The organism is Massilia sp. 01N417 (genome assembly GCF_056399645.1).
Window position 1 is genome coordinate 206468 of record NZ_JBFTRS010000006.1, and the last position, 19209, is coordinate 225676.

At 64.7% G+C, this 19209-nt stretch carries 22 protein-coding genes; 15 read left to right on the top strand and 7 right to left on the bottom strand.

Annotated elements, in window-relative coordinates; all coding sequences use genetic code 11:
- Positions 1-4: 4 nt before the first annotated feature.
- A complete protein-coding gene (locus AC1DOQ_RS09235) occupies positions 5-1123 on the bottom strand; it encodes a YjgN family protein (RefSeq protein ID WP_477362407.1) in 1119 nt (372 codons plus the stop codon).
- Positions 1124-1359: 236 nt separating this feature from the next.
- Here AC1DOQ_RS09235 and AC1DOQ_RS09240 point away from each other — a divergent pair, with 236 nt between their 5' ends.
- The 6 genes from AC1DOQ_RS09240 to AC1DOQ_RS09265 all read left to right on the top strand — a co-directional run bounded on the left by AC1DOQ_RS09240 (position 1360) and on the right by AC1DOQ_RS09265 (position 6951).
- Positions 1360-3033: a CTP synthase gene (locus AC1DOQ_RS09240; RefSeq protein ID WP_477362409.1), complete on the top strand. Its 1674-nt coding sequence runs from the start codon at positions 1360-1362 to the stop codon at positions 3031-3033.
- Entirely contained in the window at positions 3030-3881 is an 852-nt protein-coding gene (gene kdsA / locus AC1DOQ_RS09245) for a 3-deoxy-8-phosphooctulonate synthase (protein ID WP_477362411.1), read from the top strand. The genes AC1DOQ_RS09240 and kdsA overlap by 4 nt, the downstream gene beginning before the upstream one ends.
- A gap of 162 nt (positions 3882-4043) precedes the next feature.
- Entirely contained in the window at positions 4044-5330 is a 1287-nt protein-coding gene (gene eno / locus AC1DOQ_RS09250; RefSeq protein WP_477362413.1) for a phosphopyruvate hydratase, read from the top strand.
- Positions 5331-5421: 91 nt separating this feature from the next.
- Positions 5422-5784, top strand: a complete 363-nt coding sequence (gene ftsB, locus AC1DOQ_RS09255; protein ID WP_477362415.1) for a cell division protein FtsB — start codon at positions 5422-5424, stop codon at positions 5782-5784.
- Between the two features lie 4 nt (positions 5785-5788).
- Positions 5789-6031, top strand: a complete 243-nt coding sequence (locus AC1DOQ_RS09260; protein WP_477362417.1) for a hypothetical protein — start codon at positions 5789-5791, stop codon at positions 6029-6031.
- A 104-nt stretch (positions 6032-6135) separates the two neighbouring features.
- Complete coding sequence (locus AC1DOQ_RS09265) at positions 6136-6951, top strand: hypothetical protein (protein ID WP_477362419.1); 816 nt, start codon at positions 6136-6138, stop codon at positions 6949-6951.
- Between the two features lie 41 nt (positions 6952-6992).
- Here the strand turns inward: AC1DOQ_RS09265 and AC1DOQ_RS09270 are convergent, their stop codons facing one another.
- The 5 genes from AC1DOQ_RS09270 to AC1DOQ_RS09290 all read right to left on the bottom strand — a co-directional run bounded on the left by AC1DOQ_RS09270 (position 6993) and on the right by AC1DOQ_RS09290 (position 10466).
- The gene (locus tag AC1DOQ_RS09270; RefSeq protein ID WP_477362421.1) at positions 6993-7418 is read right to left on the bottom strand and encodes a PAAR domain-containing protein; all 426 of its coding nucleotides are present in this window, start codon (positions 7416-7418) and stop codon (positions 6993-6995) included.
- A gap of 203 nt (positions 7419-7621) precedes the next feature.
- Positions 7622-8395 (bottom strand): DUF3108 domain-containing protein, encoded by a 774-nt coding sequence (locus AC1DOQ_RS09275; RefSeq protein ID WP_477362423.1) that lies wholly within the window; start codon positions 8393-8395, stop codon positions 7622-7624.
- A gap of 153 nt (positions 8396-8548) precedes the next feature.
- Positions 8549-8971, bottom strand: a complete 423-nt coding sequence (locus tag AC1DOQ_RS09280) for an acyl-CoA thioesterase (RefSeq protein WP_477362425.1) — start codon at positions 8969-8971, stop codon at positions 8549-8551.
- Between the two features lie 10 nt (positions 8972-8981).
- Positions 8982-9938, bottom strand: coding sequence for an Hsp33 family molecular chaperone HslO (gene hslO / locus AC1DOQ_RS09285; protein ID WP_477362427.1), 957 nt, complete (start codon positions 9936-9938; stop codon positions 8982-8984).
- 3 nt (positions 9939-9941) lie between these two features.
- Entirely contained in the window at positions 9942-10466 is a 525-nt protein-coding gene (locus AC1DOQ_RS09290) for a gamma carbonic anhydrase family protein (protein ID WP_477362429.1), read from the bottom strand.
- A 166-nt stretch (positions 10467-10632) separates the two neighbouring features.
- Here AC1DOQ_RS09290 and AC1DOQ_RS09295 point away from each other — a divergent pair, with 166 nt between their 5' ends.
- The 9 genes from AC1DOQ_RS09295 to bamC all read left to right on the top strand — a co-directional run bounded on the left by AC1DOQ_RS09295 (position 10633) and on the right by bamC (position 18625).
- Complete coding sequence (locus tag AC1DOQ_RS09295; protein ID WP_477362431.1) at positions 10633-11511, top strand: alpha/beta fold hydrolase; 879 nt, start codon at positions 10633-10635, stop codon at positions 11509-11511.
- A 106-nt stretch (positions 11512-11617) separates the two neighbouring features.
- On the top strand, positions 11618-12451 hold the full coding sequence (locus tag AC1DOQ_RS09300; protein WP_477362433.1) for a 3',5'-nucleoside bisphosphate phosphatase: 834 nt from the start codon (positions 11618-11620) through the stop codon (positions 12449-12451).
- Between the two features lie 16 nt (positions 12452-12467).
- Positions 12468-13364, top strand: coding sequence for a protease HtpX (htpX, locus tag AC1DOQ_RS09305; RefSeq protein ID WP_477362435.1), 897 nt, complete (start codon positions 12468-12470; stop codon positions 13362-13364).
- A complete protein-coding gene (locus AC1DOQ_RS09310; RefSeq protein ID WP_477362437.1) occupies positions 13361-13984 on the top strand; it encodes an L-threonylcarbamoyladenylate synthase in 624 nt (207 codons plus the stop codon). The genes htpX and AC1DOQ_RS09310 overlap by 4 nt, the downstream gene beginning before the upstream one ends.
- 52 nt (positions 13985-14036) lie before the next feature.
- The gene (locus tag AC1DOQ_RS09315; protein ID WP_477362439.1) at positions 14037-14690 is read left to right on the top strand and encodes a site-2 protease family protein; all 654 of its coding nucleotides are present in this window, start codon (positions 14037-14039) and stop codon (positions 14688-14690) included.
- 4 nt (positions 14691-14694) lie between these two features.
- On the top strand, positions 14695-15897 hold the full coding sequence (locus AC1DOQ_RS09320) for a tryptophan--tRNA ligase (RefSeq protein ID WP_477362441.1): 1203 nt from the start codon (positions 14695-14697) through the stop codon (positions 15895-15897).
- Positions 15898-15901: 4 nt separating this feature from the next.
- Positions 15902-16453 (top strand): class I SAM-dependent methyltransferase, encoded by a 552-nt coding sequence (locus tag AC1DOQ_RS09325; protein ID WP_477362443.1) that lies wholly within the window; start codon positions 15902-15904, stop codon positions 16451-16453.
- Positions 16454-16567: 114 nt separating this feature from the next.
- Entirely contained in the window at positions 16568-17461 is an 894-nt protein-coding gene (gene dapA, locus AC1DOQ_RS09330) for a 4-hydroxy-tetrahydrodipicolinate synthase (protein ID WP_477362445.1), read from the top strand.
- A gap of 24 nt (positions 17462-17485) precedes the next feature.
- Positions 17486-18625 carry an outer membrane protein assembly factor BamC gene (gene bamC / locus AC1DOQ_RS09335; RefSeq protein ID WP_477362540.1) on the top strand — a complete coding sequence of 380 codons (1140 nt, stop codon included), beginning with the start codon at positions 17486-17488 and terminating at the stop codon, positions 18623-18625.
- A 232-nt stretch (positions 18626-18857) separates the two neighbouring features.
- On the opposite strand, the gene AC1DOQ_RS09340 is transcribed toward bamC, so the two are convergent.
- Positions 18858-19127: a hypothetical protein gene (locus AC1DOQ_RS09340; protein ID WP_477326051.1), complete on the bottom strand. Its 270-nt coding sequence runs from the start codon at positions 19125-19127 to the stop codon at positions 18858-18860.
- Positions 19128-19209: the final 82 nt, after the last annotated feature.

Consider the following 19209-nt stretch of genomic DNA (forward strand, 5'->3'; position numbering starts at 1 on the left):
CGCTTTACCAGGACAGGTCGACGCCGAGGAAATCGGCCACGCCGTCGCCGGCCGCCGTGCTGCGCGGGACCGCCATCCGCGCGGCCTGCTCGAGGCCGGCCGGGGCCGATACGCTCAGGTGGGCCACCCGGTAGCGCCAGGTGCGCACCGCGGCGAAGGGACGGAACAGCCCCAGGGTCAGCAGGGTCAGGACCACGTTGACGGTCTGCAGGCGCAGGTAGGTTCGGGCGCGCATCGTGCAGGCGATCTCGACGCCGGGGAAGGCGGTGGCCGACCACGCCAGGTTGTTCATGCGTACCACGATGAGCGGTCCGGTCAGCACGATCATCAGGTAGGCCAGCACGATGACGATAAGGACGTACACGAAGCGGTTCATGCCCTGCGGCTTGCCGAGGCTCATGCCTACGATGACCGTGACGGCGAACAGGAGCAGCAATGCCATGGCGGCGAACACGGCTTGCAGATAGGGTGTCGCCAGTTCGGTGGTGGTCAGCGAAAAGCCGGCGCGCTGGTTGCCGTACATGAGGTGCTCCTGCTGGTAGCAGCGGGTGGCGCCGTGGATCAGCGGCCAGGCCAGGTAGAGCAGGAAGGCCGCGCCGGAGAATTTACTATTGGGCATAAGCGCGATCATGGCGCCGGGCAGCACGAACACGGCAACCGGCAGCAGGTAGACGCGGTAGGCATCGCGCACGCTGCCGCAAAAGCCGAAGGGCAGGCCGCGGTACCAGACGTTCGACAGCCGGAAGCGCAGCGCCGACAGCATCATGAAGGGCAGCCCGGCCAGCAGCACGGCGACCACCACCACCCCGGCCTTGAGCGAGAAGCCGAAGGCGTAGTGGTAGGCCACCAGCAGTACGACGGCCAGGATGCGGCCGCGCAGGATGGCCCTGGGATCGCCGCGGAAGTCGAAGCTCGCGCCGGCCAGCTGGGTGTTCCGGTAAAAATACTGGAGCCGGCGGGTCTTGGCCCAGGCCGAGTAGATGCCGAGCGTGGCCACGGTCAGCAGCAGGTTGACGATCCAGATGCGGAAATATTCGGCGCCGCTACCGCTGAAACCGAAGGCCGGCGGCGCCTCGTCATCCAGCTGCAGGGTGGTGTCCTTTTCGAGGGTTTGCTCGATCATGGTCCGGGCTCGATGTTGGCATGGAAGAAAGATGCAAGTGTAAGGCCCGTCTTCACATTTTGGCAATTTTTGCAAGAGCTGTCGATGCAGGCTGAGTCGGATATGCCACGTCTTGGCGCGAAAGCGACGCCGTGGTGCGCCTTTACGACCTGTTGCCAAGTTGTACTGAAGAAGTATTTGCAGGATTAAGGTATAATTTCAATTTCCCGCGCGTGCCGTTCGGCACCTTCTGCACAATGACCAAATTCGTATTCGTCACTGGCGGCGTCGTGTCTTCCCTGGGTAAAGGGATCGCGGCCGCTTCCCTCGCCGCGATCCTCGAATCGCGCGGTCTCAAAGTCACCCTCCTGAAGCTCGACCCGTACATCAACGTGGACCCGGGCACGATGAGCCCGACCCAGCACGGCGAAGTGTTCGTCACCGACGATGGCGCCGAGACCGACCTCGACCTCGGCCACTACGAGCGCTTCATCAGCACCCGCATGCGCAAGGTGAACAACTTCACCACCGGCCAGATCTATGAATCGGTGATCCGCAAGGAACGCCGCGGCGAGTATCTCGGCAAGACCGTGCAGGTGATCCCGCACATCACCAACGAAATCCAGGACTTCATCCGCCGCGGCGCCGAAGGCGTGGACGTGGCGCTGGTCGAGATCGGCGGCACCGTCGGCGACATCGAGTCGCTGCCCTTCCTGGAAGCCGCGCGCCAGCTGTCGCTGCGCTCGGGCCGCAAGGGCGCGGCCTTCGTCCACCTGACCCTGGTGCCCTGGATCGCCTCCGCCGGCGAACTGAAGACCAAGCCGACCCAGCACTCGGTGCAAAAACTGCGCGAGATCGGTATTTCGCCGAACGCGCTGCTGTGCCGCGCCGACCGCCGCATCCCCGACGACGAACGCGCGAAGATCTCGCTGTTCGCCAACGTCGAAGAGCAGGCCGTCATTTCCGTGTGGGACGTCGACACCATCTACAAGGTGCCGCAGGTGCTGTGCGACCAGGGCCTGGACGACATCATCCTGGAAGCGCTGGGCATCGATGCGCCGCCGGCCGACCTGTCGATGTGGACCAAGCTGATCCACACGCTGGAGAACCCGAAGCACGAAGTGACCATCGGCATGGTCGGCAAGTACGTCGACCTGATCGAGTCCTATAAATCGCTGACCGAGGCGCTGCGCCACGCCGGCATCCACACCGAGAGCCGCGTCAACATCGAGTACATCGACTCGGAAGAGATCGAGAGCACCGGCTGCGCCCACCTGGCCAAGTACGACGCCATCCTGGTGCCGGGCGGCTTCGGCAAGCGCGGCGTGGAAGGCAAGATCATGGCCGCGCGCTATGCCCGCGAGAACAAGATCCCTTACCTCGGCATCTGCCTGGGCATGCAGGTCGCGCTGATCGAATACGCGCGCCATGTGGCCGGCCTGCCGAACGCCAACTCGACCGAGTTCGATCCCGAGACCGACCAGCCGGTCGTCGCATTGATTACCGAGTGGCAGAACCACGACGGCAAGGTCGAGAAGCGCGACGTGAATTCGGACCTGGGCGGCACCATGCGCCTGGGCGCCCAGACCTGCGCGGTGAATCCGGGCACGCTGGCCGCCGAGATCTACGGCAACGTCGTGACCGAGCGTCACCGTCACCGCTACGAAGGCAACAACTACTACCTGCCGAAGATCGAAGCGGCCGGCCTGGTGGTGTCGGCCCGTACGCCGAACGAAGACCTGCTGGAGATCATGGAACTCTCGCGCGAAACCCACCCGTGGTACATCGGCGTGCAGTTCCACCCGGAGTTCAAGTCGACGCCGCGTAACGGCCACCCGCTGTTCACCTCGTTCATCAAGGCGGCCCTGGTCCACCAGGCCGACAACAAACAGGCCGCCAACACCCCGGCCGTGCAAGGAGAAGTGGCATGAAGCTTTGCGGATTCGAAGTCGGCCTCGACCAGCCGATCTTCCTGATTGCCGGTACCTGCGTGATCGAATCGCGCCAGATGGCGATGGACGTCGCCGGCCAGCTGAAGGAAATCACCAGCGCGCTGGGTATCCCCTACATCTATAAATCGTCGTTCGACAAGGCCAACCGCTCGTCCGGCAAATCGTTCCGCGGTCCGGGCATGGAGAAGGGCCTGGAGATCCTGGCCGACGTGCGCAAGGAGATCGGCGTGCCGGTCCTGACCGACGTCCACACCGAGGAAGAGATCCCGGTGGTGGCCAGCGTGGTCGACGTCCTGCAGACCCCGGCCTTCCTGTGCCGCCAGACCGACTTCATCAACGCCGTCGCGCGTTCGGGCAAGCCGGTCAACATCAAGAAGGGCCAGTTCCTGGCGCCGGGCGACATGAAGAACGTGATCGACAAGGCCCGTGCGGCGGCTGCCGAAGTGGGCCTGCCTGACCAGTTCATGGCCTGCGAACGCGGTGTCTCGTTCGGCTACAACAACCTGGTGTCGGACATGCGCTCGCTCGCCATCATGCGCGAATCGAACTGCCCGATCGTGTTCGACGCGACCCACTCGGTGCAGCTGCCGGGCGGCCAGGGCACCTCGTCCGGCGGCCAGCGCGAACACGTGCCGGTGCTGGCGCGCGCCGCGGTTGCCGCCGGCGTGTCGGGCCTGTTCATGGAGACCCACCCGAACCCGGCCTGCGCGCTGTCGGACGGTCCGAATGCGGTGCCGCTGGGGCGCATGAAGGAATTGCTGACGACTTTGGTCGAGATCGATCGTATCGTTAAAAAAGCTGGCTTTATCGAATCCAACTTCGAATAAGCTGCTGCACGTATTAAGAACACGCACGTATAAATTACGTCGCCCCCGCGAAGGCGGGGGTCCAAGTTCTGCTTGCATCTCGACTGCTCGTGCAAACTTGGGTTCCCGCCTTCGCGGGAACGACGGGTAACGATTTCTTTACTTTCTGGAGACTGAAAAACCATGAGTGCTATCGTTGATATCATCGGCCGCGAAATCATCGACTCGCGCGGCAATCCGACCGTCGAGTGCGATGTGCTGCTGGAATCTGGCGTGATGGGCCGTGCCGCCGTGCCGTCGGGCGCATCGACCGGTTCGCGCGAAGCGATCGAGCTGCGTGACGGCGATCCGAAGCGTTACTTCGGCAAGGGCGTGCTGCAAGCCTGCGAAAACATCAACACCGAGATCAGCGAAGCCATCATGGGCCTGGACGCCAACGAACAGGCATTCCTGGACCGCACCCTGATCGACCTGGACGGCACCGAGAACAAGAGCCGCCTGGGCGCGAACGCGATGCTGGCCGTCTCCATGGCCGTGGCCAAGGCAGCCGCCGAAGAAGCCGGCCTGCCGCTGTACCGCTACTTCGGCGGTTCGGGCGCGATGCAGATGCCGGTGCCGATGATGAACGTCATCAACGGCGGCGCCCACGCCGACAACAATCTGGACATCCAGGAATTCATGATCATCCCGGTCGGCGCACCGTCCTTCAAGGAAGCCATCCGCTACGGCGCCGAGGTGTTCCACACCCTGAAGAAGATCCTGCACAGCAAGGGCCTGAACACCGCCGTCGGCGACGAAGGTGGTTTCGCTCCGTCGGTCGCCAACCATGAAGAAGCGATCAAGCTGATCATGCAGGCGATCGAGCAGGCAGGCTACGAAGCCGGCACCCAGATCGCGATCGGCCTGGACTGCGCCGCCAGCGAGTTCTACAAGGACGGCAAGTACGTGCTGGAAGGCGAAGGCGGCCTGCAGCTGTCGGCAACCGACTTCACCAACATGCTGGCCACCTGGTGCGACAAGTACCCGATCATCTCGATCGAAGACGCGATGGCCGAAGGCGACTGGGACGGCTGGAAGATCCTGACCGACCGCCTGGGCAAGCAGGTGCAGCTGGTGGGCGACGACCTGTACGTCACCAACACCAAGATCCTGAAAGAGGGCATCCAGAAGGGCATCGCCAACTCGATCCTCATCAAGATCAACCAGATCGGCACCCTGACCGAGACCTTCGCCGCCATCGAGATGGCCAAGCGCGCCGGCTACACCGCCGTGATCTCGCACCGTTCGGGCGAGACCGAAGACTCGACCATCGCCGACATCGCGGTTGGCCTGAACGCCCTGCAGATCAAGACCGGCTCGATGTCGCGTTCGGACCGCATGGCCAAGTACAACCAGCTGCTGCGCATCGAGGAAGACCTGGGCGACATCGCCAGCTACCCGGGCCGCGACGCGTTCTACAACCTGAAGTAATCGAGTAAGGCAGTAGCCGAAGATTCGGGAGCCATTCCGCACGGCCAAGGGGCCGGCCGGATTGTCTTCCGAATTTTTACATCATCTCACCATGCGCATCATCACCCTTGCCCTTGCCGCTTTGCTGTTGCTGATCCAGTACCCGCTCTGGCTGGGGAAAGGGGGCTGGCTCGACGTCGGCGAGCTGGAGCGCCAGCTGGCCGCCAGCCGCGCCCGCACCGACCAGCTGAAGGCGCGCAACGCCAAGCTCGAGTCCGAGGTGCGCGACCTGAGGGACGGCACCGAAGCCGTCGAAGAGCGCGCCCGCTACGAACTCGGCATGATCAAGCAGAACGAGATCTTCGTGCAGGTGCTGCGCAAGGACGAAAAGCCGGCGGTCATGATGACCCCGCCGCCGCCGCCGCGCGAACCCAAGGCCAAGGGTGCCAAGCCACAAAAGCCGCCCGAGGATTGAGGCCATGTCCGATACCCTGAACACACTGGAAGCCGTCGCCGCCTGCCTGGCCGACGCCTTCGAAAGCGGCGATGCCGAAGCCATGACCGTGGCCCTGGCCAGGGTGGCCGACTCCGACGGCCTGCCGCTGCTTGCCGCCGCCGCCAGCCTGCCGCGCGCCCAGCTCGCGGACGCCATGCGCGCCGGCGAGATGAGCCTCGACACCACCTTGGCGATCATGAAGGTGATCGACCTGCATCGGCCGTGATATCGCCGGCTTTTAAGCCGCCCGCTTTTAAGCCGCCAATAAGTGACGTTTAAATCATTCTAAAATACAATAGTTTCTTTTAAGCCAATTGCTTAGGAGACCTTTTGCATTTCGTCCCCGTCTGGACGCTTCCCCGTCTCGTGTGCGCCATCCTGGCCTGCCTGGGCGCCGCCCAAGGCATGGCCCTGGGCGCGCCCCAGGAGCATGAGCCATCCGCGCAAGCGCCTGCGCCCGAGGCCGAGGCCAAGCCCGCGTTCACGGTCACGATCAAGGAATCGAGGAAATTCGGGGAGCTGCCCTACCGTCCCTTCATCGACAGCTTCCGACTGCTGCAGTCCTACCAGCCGCCGGAACCGCGGCTGGTCGACGTCCTGGTGCGGGCGCGCTATCCGTCGATGTCCGACGTCGAACAGGACGCCTATCTGCCCAAGAAGTGGGGCGTGGCCATCGTCAGCCGCTCGGTCGACGTGACGGTGCCGGTGCGCCGCGGCGGCTATTTCGTGCCGCCCGACCTCGAGGCCGCGTATACGGAGGAGGGGAGCATCATGTTCAGGGAGCCGACCACCAAGCCCCTGTACCTGTATTTTTCGCTGCGCGTCGGCGCCGGCCAGCGCATCCGCTACGCCGACCTCGGCAAGGCCTCGCAGCAGATCGATACTTTGCTTGGAAAGATCTCCTACTTCAACCAGCGCCTGCGTCACCTCAAGCGCGACAAGCATGACGCCATCAAGGCCTGCTTCCTCGACGCCGGCGGCGACATCCTTATCGACGGCAAATCGGTGGCCGACGCCACCGTCGGCAACTGCAAGGTCCTCAGGATCGATCCGGAGCGCGTGAAGAGCGGCGACGTGATCGAGTTCTCCGGCGCGCTCGACATCGTCACCTTTGCCGAGATCAGCAGGAAGGCGAATCCGGCCTGAGCTGCCGGCCGCCGCTGCGGCGACGGCAGCCCGAGAGCCGGTCAGGCGGCGCTGCCCGCCAGCGGCGGCACGTAGCCGGGTTCCAGCAGGCCGGGCACCGGCTCGCCTTCGAGGACGACGATCTCGCCGATGCTCTGGGCGCGGGCGACGATGCGGTCGCCGTTGGCGACATGGCTGCCGACCAGGGCGATCGGGCGGTTGGCGAAGGTCGATGCGTGGCCGGCGCCCGAGGTGATCACGCTTTCGCTGCCGTCCGGGTAGCGCACGCGGTCGCCGACGCAGGCGATGCGGTAATCGTCGGCGACCTGGTCGTTCGATGCCAGTACTACCTGGCCGCCGCGGCTGGTGCGCGAGCCGATGGTCGCGATCGGGTAGCGGGCGACGACCTTGCGCGGCAGCGGGGCGGCGCCGTGCAGTGACTGCGAGAGCAAAATATGCGAAGTGTCCTTGACTGCTGCTTTATTCATCCTGATCTCCAAAAACGACGGATTCGACTGACCGGGGCAATGTCGCCTTTGTAAAAAAGCGACATTGTCCCGGCACCGTGTGCACGGGTTCGTACACTGGGCGTCATTGGACCTCACTGTTGATTCAAACCAATTGATGTTGCTCAACTTGTCCGGAACCACGTTCTTGATTCAGGGAATTCCGATACACCGCTTTCCGCTTCCTAGTCGATCAGGGCCTTGACCATCACCTTGCCGTCACGCGGCGCGCTTTCCTGGCGCACCATCACCTGGCTGCCCTTGGCGAACCAGAATTTCGCATCGGCGCCCGGGGTGCCGTCGTCGGTCGTCACCACCCAGCAGTCGATCGGGCCGCCCGGTCCGGCAATGCGCTCGGAGCCCGCCACCTTGAAGCTGTAGCGCTTCGGCGCCGGGCCGCCCGGGTGATAAAAGTTGATGCTGGCTTCATAGCCCTCGGCCAGCGGCAGCGCCTGCAGGAATTCGATGTCGGTCTCGAAGTTGAAGGTCGGCTCGCTCGACGCGACCGACAGCGCCTTCTGCGTGTTTTCGGCCAGGTCCTGCATGCCGCTCACGTGGTCGGGCGCGAACACGAAGCCTTCGACGACCTTCTTGCCGTCCTTCTCGGTAATGCGCACATGGCTCAGCGGACGGAAGGTGGAGGTGTCGAACCAGGAGTCGAGCTTCCTGACATAGCCTGGCGAGGTCGGCGCGGCGGCCGCGCCGTCCCAGCGCTGCACGATGTGCAGTTGCCGCTTGCCGTCGCGCTCGTCGAAACGCACTTCGCGCGCCCAGATGTCCACCGGCGTGTTGGCGCCGTCAGGCGTTCTGACGTAGCGCAGATAGTGGTGGGTGCCGGGCTTGAGCAGGTCGAAGCGCGGCAGCGGCGTGCCGACGTCGACCTGGTGGACGGCGGCCTGGGACGACAGGGACAGGCCCGCGAGCAGGGCGGGCAGGACGAGGTGGCGCAGGGATGGCATGGCAGCTCCTTGGGATGGGTTGCTGCCAAGTATGGGGATTATGTATGTGTCAGTGCAACAACAAACGGATATGCATGCGTAGGGTGGGCTCTCCGAGCCCACGCGTGACGTATGCGGCATGCAAGCGTTACGCGTGGGCACGGAGTGCCCACCCTACGTGAGCGTTTGCAGCAAGGCCCTGGTTCCGTCCGGAATCGGCACCGGCCGGTTGCTCTCCCGATCCACATAGACGTGCACGAAATGCCCGGCCGCCGCCGGCAGCTCGTCGTCGTTGCGGTAGAGGCCGATCTCGTAGCGCACGCTGGAGTTGCCCAGCTTGGCCACCCGCACGCCCACGTGCACGGTGTCCGGGAAGGCGATCGAGCGGAAGTAGGAGCAGCCGGTCTCGACCACGAAACCGACCGTCTTGCCGCCATAAATGTCGAGCACGCCCCGTTCGATCAGGAAGCGGTTCACCGCCGTATCGAAGTAGCTGTAGTAATGGACGTTGTTGACGTGGCCGTAGACGTCGTTGTCCATCCAGCGGGTAGCGATCTCGCAAAAATGCGGGAAGGCGGAGCGGGGCGTGTCGCGCATGCGGACCTTTTCAGTGCTTCACACCGGAGGCCGGCGCGATCGCGTCGGCCGTGGTGTCGGCCGCGAACAGCTGGGCGCAGTCGACCGCGTCGAACTCGTAGTGCTTGCCGCAGAAGTCGCAGTTGATGGCCAGCTGGCCGAGGTCGTGCAGGGCCGAATCGACTTCTTCCTTGCCCAGCATCTTCAGCATGTTGCCGACCTTTTCGCGCGAGCAGCTGCAGTGGAATTCCGGGTGCAGCGGATCGAACACGCGGATCGTCTCTTCCCAGAACAGGCGCTTCAACAGGGTTTCGACGTCGACGCTCAGCAGCTCCTCCTGCTTCAGGGTGCCGCCCAGGGCCAGCGCGCGGTTCCAGGTCTCGATGTCTTCTTCCTCGGTCGCCTGGGCCACCTGGCCTTCGACCTCGCTGTTGCGCGGCAGCTTCTGCAGCAGCAGGCCGCGTGCGACGTTATCGTCGGCCGCCAGCCACAGCTTGGTGTCCATCTGTTCCGAGCGCAGCATGTAGTTCTCGATCACGGTGGCGATGTCCTCGCCGTGCAGCGGCACCACGCCCTGGTAGGGCTGCTGGCCCGGCACCTTGTCCTTCGGGTCGAGCGTGATCACGAAGCGGCCCTGGCCGCCCACGTTCAGCAGTTCGGTAACCGAGGCATCGTCCGGCACCACGGCGCCCGGGCTCAGCTTGGCAGTGGCGCGCAGGTGCAGCTCGGCGTCGCACTCGACCACCAGCAGCTTGACCGGGCCGTCGCCAAAGATCTGCATCACGATCGAGCCGTTGAACTTCAGGTTGGCCGACAGCAGCGCGGCGGCGGCGACCATCTCGCCCAGCAGGCTCTTCACTGCCTTCGGGTAGGTGTGGCGCGACTGGATCTCGGCCCAGGCCTTGGAAACCTCGACCAGCTCGCCGCGCACGGCGGCGTTGTCGAAGATGAATTTTTGCAGGATGTCCTTGCTGGTATCAGTCGTCATTCTTTATCCGATTTTCTTGAGCTCCGCCTTGAAGCGCTGGCCGCGTTCGACATAGCTGGCGGCATTGCCTTGCAGGCGGAGCAGGTCTTCTTCCGTGAGGGTACGCACTACCTTGGCCGGGGTCCCGAGGATCAGCGAGTGATCCGGGAATTCCTTCCCTTCGGTGACCAGGGCGCCCGCACCGACCAGGCAACCCTTGCCGATTCTGGCGCCATTCAGGATCACAGCCTGAATGCCGATCAGCGAGCCGTCGCCGACGGTGCAGCCGTGCAGCATGGCCTGGTGGCCCACGGTGACGTTCTTGCCGAGCGTGAGCGGATAGCCCATATCGGTATGCATCACCGTGCCTTCCTGCACATTGCTGTTTTCGCCGACCGTGATGCGCTCGTTGTCGCCGCGAATCGTCACCCCGTCCCAGACCGATGCTTTCGCTTCGATCGTCACCTTGCCGATCAGGTTGGCCGAATCGGCGATATAGCTCGAAGCGTCGATCTCGGGCGCATGCTCGCCCAGCTGGTAAATTGCCATGGATGTGCTCGCAGAAGAGTAAAGGGGTTGTAATACCGCTATTTTACGCCCTCGCGCCAGCTGTCGTCCGGCAAGGGGCAGAGATGGGGGCGGTGAGCGGCAAATCAAGCTTTCGGCATATAATCCGAACGGTCGTTCTATTTTCCACCATTCAAGCAGGCTAGCCATGACTCCTTCGCGTTCCGAATTCCTCACCATCCGCGGTCTGCGCACCCACGTCCGGCATTGGGGCCGGGAAGGCGCGCCCAAGCTCTTCATGGCGCATGGCTGGATGGACATGTCGGCTTCCTTCCAGTTCGTGGTGGACGCCCTGCAGGGCGACTGGCACGTGATCGCCCACGACTGGCGCGGCTTCGGCCTGACTGCGCGCCCGGGCACGGACACCTACTGGTTCCCGGATTACTTTGCCGATCTCGACGCCATCCTCGACCATTACGCGCCGGGCGAGGCGGTGAACCTGCTGGGCCACAGCATGGGCGGCAACATCGTCAGCGTGTATGCCGGCATCCGGCCGGAGCGGGTGGCGCGCCTGATCAACCTGGAAGGCTTCGGCCTGGCGGCGACCCGGCCGGAATCGGCGCCGGGCCGCTACGCCGCCTGGCTGGACGAACTCAAGGCGCCGCCGGCCATGCGTCCCTACGCCAGCCTCGAGGAAGTGGCGTCGCGCCTGCGGAAAACCAATCCGCGCCTGCCGGCGGAGCGCGCCGCCTTCCTGGCGCCGCACTGGGCCGCGCAGAACGCGGACGGCCAATGGGAAATCCTGGGCGACCCGGCCCACAAGATGCGCGGCCCGCTGCTGTACCGCATCGAGGAAGTGCTGGCCTGCTGGCGCCGCGTCACCGCGCCGGTGCTGTGGGTCGAGGCCGAACACACGAATATGTGGCTGTGGATGGGACCGAAGGAGGAGGCGCGCAGCGAAGTCGAGCGCCGCATGGGCCATCTGGCGAAGGTGACGCCGCGCATGATGCCGGATGCGGGGCATATGCTGCATCATGACCAGCCCGAGATGCTGGCGCGCATGATCGAAGAATTCCTCGCCGCGTGACCTTACGCGTGGGCACAGTGTGCCCACCCTACATGTATCGGTAGGGGGGGCACCCCGTGCCCACGACGCATCCTCGCGCTCGATGGGATGCAGGTACAATGGGGACATGCTGAAAGTCGATCTCCACTGCCATTCCAATGTCTCCGACGGCGTACTCGCACCGGCTGCCGTCGCGGCCTATGCCCGCAAGGGCGGGGTCGACGTCTGGGCGCTGACCGACCACGACGAGGTTGGCGGCATCAAGGCGGCGCGCCAGGCTGCAGGCGAGCTCGGCATGCGCTTCGTGCCGGGTGTCGAGATTTCCGTCACCTGGGGCGGCGAGACCGTGCACGTGGTCGGCCTGCAGGTGAACGAGGACGAGCCCGCGCTGGTGCAGGGCCTGGCGGCGACCCGCCACGGGCGCGACGCGCGCGGCCGCGAGATCGCGGCGCAGCTCGAGCAGGCCGGCATTCCGAATGCCTACGAGGGCGCGCTGAAGTACGTCGGCAATCCGGACCTGCTGTCGCGTACCCATTTCGCGCGCTACCTGGTCGAGATCGGCGCCTGCGGCAGCACCTCCGAGGTGTTCCGCAAATACCTGACCGAAGGCAGGCCCGGCTATGTGCCGCACCGCTGGGCCAGCCTGGCCGACGCGGTCGGCTGGATCCGCAAGGCCGGCGGCATTCCCGTGATCGCCCACCCGGGCCGCTACCGTTTCACGCAGCTGGCCGAGGGCGCGCTGTTCGACGAGTTCAAGCAGCTGGGCGGCAATGCGATCGAAGTCGTCACCGGCAGCCACACGCCGGACCAGTACGAAACCTATGCGGAAACCGCGCGCCGCTACGGCTTCCTGGCGTCGCGCGGCACCGATTTCCATGCGCCGGGCGAGGCGCGGGTCGAATTCGACAAGCTGGCGCCGCTGCCGGCGGGCCTGACCCCGGTGTGGCACGACTGGTTCTGAGAGGAGGCTGTACTTCATGAAAAGAGTCATCCTGTTCCTGGCCACCAATCTTGCGGTGGTGCTCGTGCTGACCATCGTGCTCAACGTCCTCGGCGTCGGGCGCACGGTGGGGCCGGGCGGTCTCAACGTCGGCGCGCTGGCGGTATTCTCGCTGGTGGTCGGCTTCACGGGCTCGATCATCTCGCTCCTGATGAGCAAGCCGATGGCCAAGTGGAGCACCGGCGCGCGCGTGATCGAACAGCCGGGCAACGGCACCGAGGCCTGGCTGCTGAGCACCGTGCGTTCGCTGGCCGAGCGCGCCGGCATCGCGATGCCGGAAGTGGCCGTGTACGACGGCGAGCCGAACGCCTTCGCCACCGGCGCCTTCAAGAATTCCTCGCTGGTGGCGGTGTCCACCGGCCTGCTGGCCAGCATGAACCACGAAGAGATCGAGGCCGTGCTCGGCCACGAGATCGCCCACGTGGCGAATGGCGACATGGTCACGCTGACCCTGATCCAGGGCGTGGTCAACACCTTCGTCGTGTTCCTGGCGCGGGTGGTCGGCTTCTTCGTCGACAGCATGCTGCGGCGGGGCGACACCGACCGCGGTCCCGGCATCGGCTATGCCATTACCGTGTTCGTGTGCCAGATCGTGTTCGGCCTGGTCGCCTCCATCATCGTGGCCTGGTTCTCGCGCCAGCGCGAGTTCCGCGCGGACGCCGGCTCGGCCCGTCTGTTGAACAGCCCGCTGCCGATGCAGCATGCGCTGATGCGCCTGGGCGGCATCCACGCCGGCGGCCTGCCGCAGTCGATGGCGGCGTCCGGCATTGCAGGCGAAGGCGGTGGCTGGGGCGCCCTGTTCGCCACCCACCCGCCGATGGAAGAGCGGATCGCGGCCCTGCAAACCCTGCAACAGCCGGGGTTTGCACGATGAGCCAATTCTTCGAGATCCATCCGGAAAACCCGCAGCCGCGCCTGATCCGCCAGGCCGCCCAGATCATCCAGTCGGGCGGCATCGTCGCGGTCCCGACCGACTCGGCCTATGCCCTGGTCTGCCGCCTCGACGACAAGGGCGCGGTCGAGAAGCTGCGCCGCATCCGCGGTGTCGATGAGAAGCACCACCTGACCCTGCTGGTGCGCGACCTGTCCGAAATCTCGACCTATGCGCGTGTCGACAACCGCCAGTACCGCCTGCTGAAGGCGGTCACGCCCGGCCCTTACACGCTGATCCTGGACGCCACCCACGAAGTGCCGCGCCGCCTGTCGCATCCGTCGCGCAAGACGATCGGCATCCGCGTGCCCGAGAGCGCGATCCTGCTGGCCCTGCTGGAAGAGCAGGGCGAGCCGCTGATCGGCACCACCCTGCAGCTGCCCGGGGACGACCACATGCTGTCCGATCCGGAAGAGGTGAGGGAGCGTCTCGGCAAGCAGCTCGACCTCATCATCGACGGCGGCGCCGGCCTGCTGTTGCCCACCACCATCGTCGACCTGACCGGCAGTGAACCGGTCCTGCTGCGCGAAGGCCGCGGCGATCCGGCGGTCTTCGGCTTGTAGCCGGGCAAGCGCCAAGGCTGGCCCGGCCGCGGGGTCTGTTAGAATCTCCTTTATGGATGAACTCATACGCAACCTCGCAGTCTATGCACTGCCCGTTCTTTTTGCGATCACGATGCACAACGCCGCCCAGGCGTATGCCGCAAAATACTTTGGAGACATGACGCCGTTCGCTGCCGGACGCGTTACCACCAACCCGCTGGCGCACATCGATCCCTTCGGTACCGTGATCCTGCCGATCATGCTGTACCTGGTCTCCGGCTTTGCCTTCGGCTATGCCAAGCCGCTGCCGATCGACTACGGCCGCCTGCGCAACCCGAAGCGCGACATGGCCTTCGTGGCGCTGGCCGGCACCGCCGCCAACTTCGGCATGGCGCTGCTGTGGCTGCTGCTCGGGATCTTCCTCGAGTACTTCGGCGTCAGCGAACCCTTCCCGAACCGGGTTGCCAAGGCAGGTGTCCTCACCAACCTGGTGCTGCTGGCCTTCAACCTGCTGCCGATCCCGCCGATGGACGGCGGCCGCATCGTCTTCAGCCTGCTGCCGAACAAGCTGGCCTATAAATACGCGAAGATCGAGCCCTACGGCTTCTTCATCCTGCTGGGCCTGATGCTGCTGAAGCTGCTGGCATACTGGGTGGTGCCGATCATGGCGGTGGCGAACCTGCTGCTGCAGGTGATCGTCTATCCGCTGAACCTCGTTCTCGGCTAAGCCCATGTTTCCCGACCGTGTCGTTTCCGGCATGCGCCCGACGGGGCTCATGCACCTCGGCCATTACCATGGAGCCCTGAAGAACTGGATCCGCATGCAGTCCGAACTGCCTTGCCTGTTCTTCGTGGCCGACTGGCATGCCCTGACCACGCACTACGACGACCCGAGCATCATCGAGAAGAGCACCTGGGACATGGTGATCGACTGGCTCGCGGCCGGCATCGATCCGTCCCAGGCCACCATCTTCATCCAGTCGCGCGTGCCCGAGCACGCCGAGCTGCACCTGCTGCTGTCGATGGCCACGCCGCTGGGCTGGCTGGAGCGCGTGCCGACTTATAAAGACCAGATCGAGAACCTGGCCGACCGCGACCTCGCCACCTACGGCTTCCTCGGCTATCCGCTGCTGCAGGCGGCCGACGTGCTGATCTACCGCGCGACCCAGGTGCCGGTGGGCGAGGACCAGGTCCCGCACGTCGAGATGATGCGAGAGATTGCGCGGCGCTTCAACCACCTGTACGGCAAGGAGCCGGGCTTCGAGCAGAAGGCGCTGGATGCCGTGAAAAAGCTGGGCAGCAAGCGCGCCAGGCTCTACACCGAGCTGCGCACCGCCTACCGCCAGGAAGGCGACGCCGCCGCCCTGGAACAGGCGCAGGCCATGCTGGTCGATGCCGGCAGCCTGTCGAACATCGACCGCGAGCGCCTGTTCGGCTACCTCGAAGGCAGTCACAAGATCATCCTGGTCGAGCCCCAGGTCAAGCTGACCGAGGCCTCGCGCCTGCCGGGCCTGGACGGCCGCAAGATGAGCAAGAGCTACGGCAATTCGATCTCGCTGCGCGAGGATCCGGCCTCCGTCACGAAGAAGATCCGTACGATGCCGACCGACCCCGCGCGCGTGCGCAGGAGCGACGCCGGCGATCCGTTCAAGTGCCCGGTGTGGCAGCTGCACGAAGTCTATTCGGACGGCGATACCAAGGACTGGGTCATGAAGGGCTGCACCAGCGCCGGCATCGGCTGCCTGGAGTGCAAGCAGCCGGTGGTGGAAGCCGTGCTGGCCGAGCAGGCGCCGATGCACGAGCGCGCCCAGCAATACCTGGACGATCCTTCGCTGGTGCGCGCCATCGTCGCCGACGGCTGCGAAAAGGCGCGCAAGCTGGCCCAGGAAACCATGCGCGACGTGCGCGAAGCGATGGGCCTGTCGTATGGTTGAGCGGATGCTTGACGTTTCCGCCTGGGTAGCGCGCTGGGCGCCGCTGGTACCGAAGGGACAGGTGCTCGACCTGGCCTGCGGCAGCGGCCGCCATGCCCGCCTGTTTGCCGGCCTCGGGCATGCCGTGACCGCCCTCGACCGCGATGCCGAGGCCCTGGCCGCGGCGGCAGGGCAGGGCATCGCGACCCTGCGGCACGATTTGGAAGCGCCCGGCGCGGTCTGGCCCATCGCGCCGGGCAGCCTGGCGGGACTCGTCGTCACCAACTACCTGCACCGCCCGCTGTTCGGCGATATCGCCGCGGCGCTGGCGCCGGATGGGGTGCTGATCTACGAAACTTTCGCCTGCGGGAACGAAATCTTCGGCAAGCCGTCGAACCCGGACTTCCTGCTGAATCCGGGCGAGCTGCTGGAGCTGGCCGCGCGCGGCGGTCTGCGCGTGGTGGCTTACGAGGATGGCGTCATCGACGCGCCGAAACCTGCGCGCGTTCAGCGCCTGTGCGCGGTGGGGCCGGGCTTCGATCCCGGCAGGGCAAGCCTGGTTCCTGGTAATTTGTAACTGAGCTGTAAATGTCCGGTAAGTAAGGTCATTTATCTAAGGTGTAATGAACCATAACCGCGGGCTATCCAGTACAATCGAATTTTTATTTATTAACGGCACGGTCCACTGATTATGATTAAGGGCAGCATAGTAGCAATCGTCACTCCGATGTTTGAAGATGGCAGTCTGGACAAAGACAGCCTCCGAAAACTGATCGACTGGCATGTTGCGGAGGGTACGGACGGCATCGTCATCGTCGGCACGACCGGCGAATCCGCCACCGTCAGCCCGGAAGAGCACTGCGAACTGATCAAGCTGACGGTCGAGCACGTCGCTGGCCGTATTCCGGTGATCGCCGGTTCGGGCGGTAACTCGACCGCCGAAGCGATCGCACTGACCCGCCATGCCAAGGCCGTCGGCGCCGACGCCTCGCTGCAGGTGGTTCCGTACTACAACCGTCCGACCCAGGAAGGCATGTACCGGCACTTCAAGGCGATCGCGGAAGCGGTCGACCTGCCGGTGATCCTGTACAACGTGCCGGGCCGTACCGTGGCGGACATGAGCAACGAGACCGTGCTGCGCCTGGCGCCGATCGAGAACATCGTCGGCATCAAGGATGCGACCGGCAACATCGGCCGCGGAGCCGAGCTGCTGCGCGAACTCGATCGCTCCTTCGCCGGCGGCAAGCCGTTCGGCGTGTATTCGGGCGACGATCCGACCGCGATGGCGCTGATGCTGATGGGCGGCGCCGGCAATATCTCGGTGACGGCCAACGTCGCACCGCGCGCCATGCACGAACTGTGCGAGGCGGCGATGGCGGGGCAGGTTGCCCGTGCCGTGGAAATCAATAACCGCGTGCTGTCGCTGCACAGCAAGCTGTTTGTAGAACCGAATCCGGTCCCGGTCAAATGGGCGCTGGCTGAAATGGGCAAGATGCCGGCGGGCCTGCGTTTGCCGCTGGCGCCGCTGTCCGCGCAATACCACGACACCGTGCGCGCCGCGTTGCGCGACTCCGGCGTCCTTTGATAGCTTCAGACTCAGAACGACATGATGAATCGCAAGTTCAAGACTCACCACGCAGCCCGCACCGTCGCCCTGGCCACCGTGGCGCTCAGCCTGGCCGCCTGCACGACCGTGTTCGAATCGGATAAAGTGGACTACCGCTCGGCCAAGAAAGCCGCACCGCTGGACATCCCGCCCGATCTGACCCAACTCCAGAAGGACAACCGCTACGCCGTGCCTGACGGCCGCGGCATTGCCACCGCTTCCGGCTTCCAGCAGGCGCGCGGCACCCCGGCCGCCGGCCCGGCAGCTGCGAGCGGCGCCGTGGGTCCGGTCTCGACCGATGCCGTACGCATCGAGCGCGCCGGCAGCCAGCGCTGGCTGGTGGTCAAGGAGACCCCGGAACAGCTGTGGCCGCAGCTCCAGGCCTTCTGGCCGAGCGTCGGCTTCACGGTGGAATCCGAGAACCTCCAGACCGGCATCATGGAGACCAACTGGGCCGAGAACCGCGCCAAGATCCCGCAAGACATCATTCGCCGCACCATCGGCAAGGTCTTCGATTCGGCCTACTCGACCGGCGAGCGCGACAAGTACCGCACCCGCCTGGAGCGCCGTCCGGACGGCTCGACCGAAATCTACATCAGCCACCGCGGCGCCGAGGAAGTGCTGGTCGGTCCGCAGAAGGAAAGCACGACCTGGACTTCGCGTCCGAGCGATCCGGGCCTGGAAGCCGAATTCCTGGGCCGCTTGATGGCCCAGCTGACCGGCCAGCTCAAGCCGGCGGAAGTCAAGCAGGCCACCGAAGCCGTCGCCAACGCCGCGCCGGAAGCCCAGCACGCCAAGCTGGAAAACGGCAAGGTCGTCGTCGACGAAGGTTTCGACCGCGCATGGCGCCGTGTCGGCCTGGCACTCGACCGCGTCGGCTTTACCGTCGAAGACCGCGACCGCGTGCAGGGCATCTACTTCGTGCGCTACGTTGATCCGGACAAGGCCGGCAAGGAAGGCTTCTTCAGCAAGCTGTTCGGCAGCGAAGACAAGAACAAGGAAGCCCAGCGCTACCGCGTGCTGGTCTCGGCAGTCCCGAACGCGACGACCACCGACATCACCGTCCAGAGCCACGACGGCAAGCCGGAGACCTCGGAAACCGGCGCCAAGATCCTGAAGCTGCTGGTGGATGAGCTGAAGTAATCGGGTTTGCGCCCAAAGAAAAACCGGCCTGCTGGCCGGTTTTTTATTGTTGACGTCCAAAACGTCATTCCCGCGCAGACGGGAATCCAAGTTTAGTCGCGTACCTGTTCAATTCCTATTAAATGGTCTGCAAACATACCTTGGGTTCCCGCCTGCGCGGGAACGACGTTCCAAAATCAACAGGCGTAAAAAAACCGGCCCGCAGGCCGGTCTTTTTTGAAGCAATTCAGAATTACTTCGAAGCAGCCGGAGCAGCAGCAGCGGCAGCAGCGTCAGCAGCAGCCGAAGCGGCCGAAGCAGCAGCCGAAGCAGCCGAAGCGGCAGCGTCAGCAGCGGCCGGAGCAGCCGGGGTTGCAGCAGCGTCAGCCGGAGCGGCCGGAGCAGCAGCCGGAGCGGTGGCTTCAGCAGCCGGTGCCGGAGCAGCAGCAGGAGCTTCTTCTTTCTTGCTGCAAGCAGCCAGAGCAACAGCCAGCAGGGACACGATCAGCAGAGATTTTTTCATGATTTTTCCTTAGTAAATTCAAAAGGTAAGGTACATCTAGTGCGATGAATAATTACCGGTAATTATCGCTCGTTAGGAATTT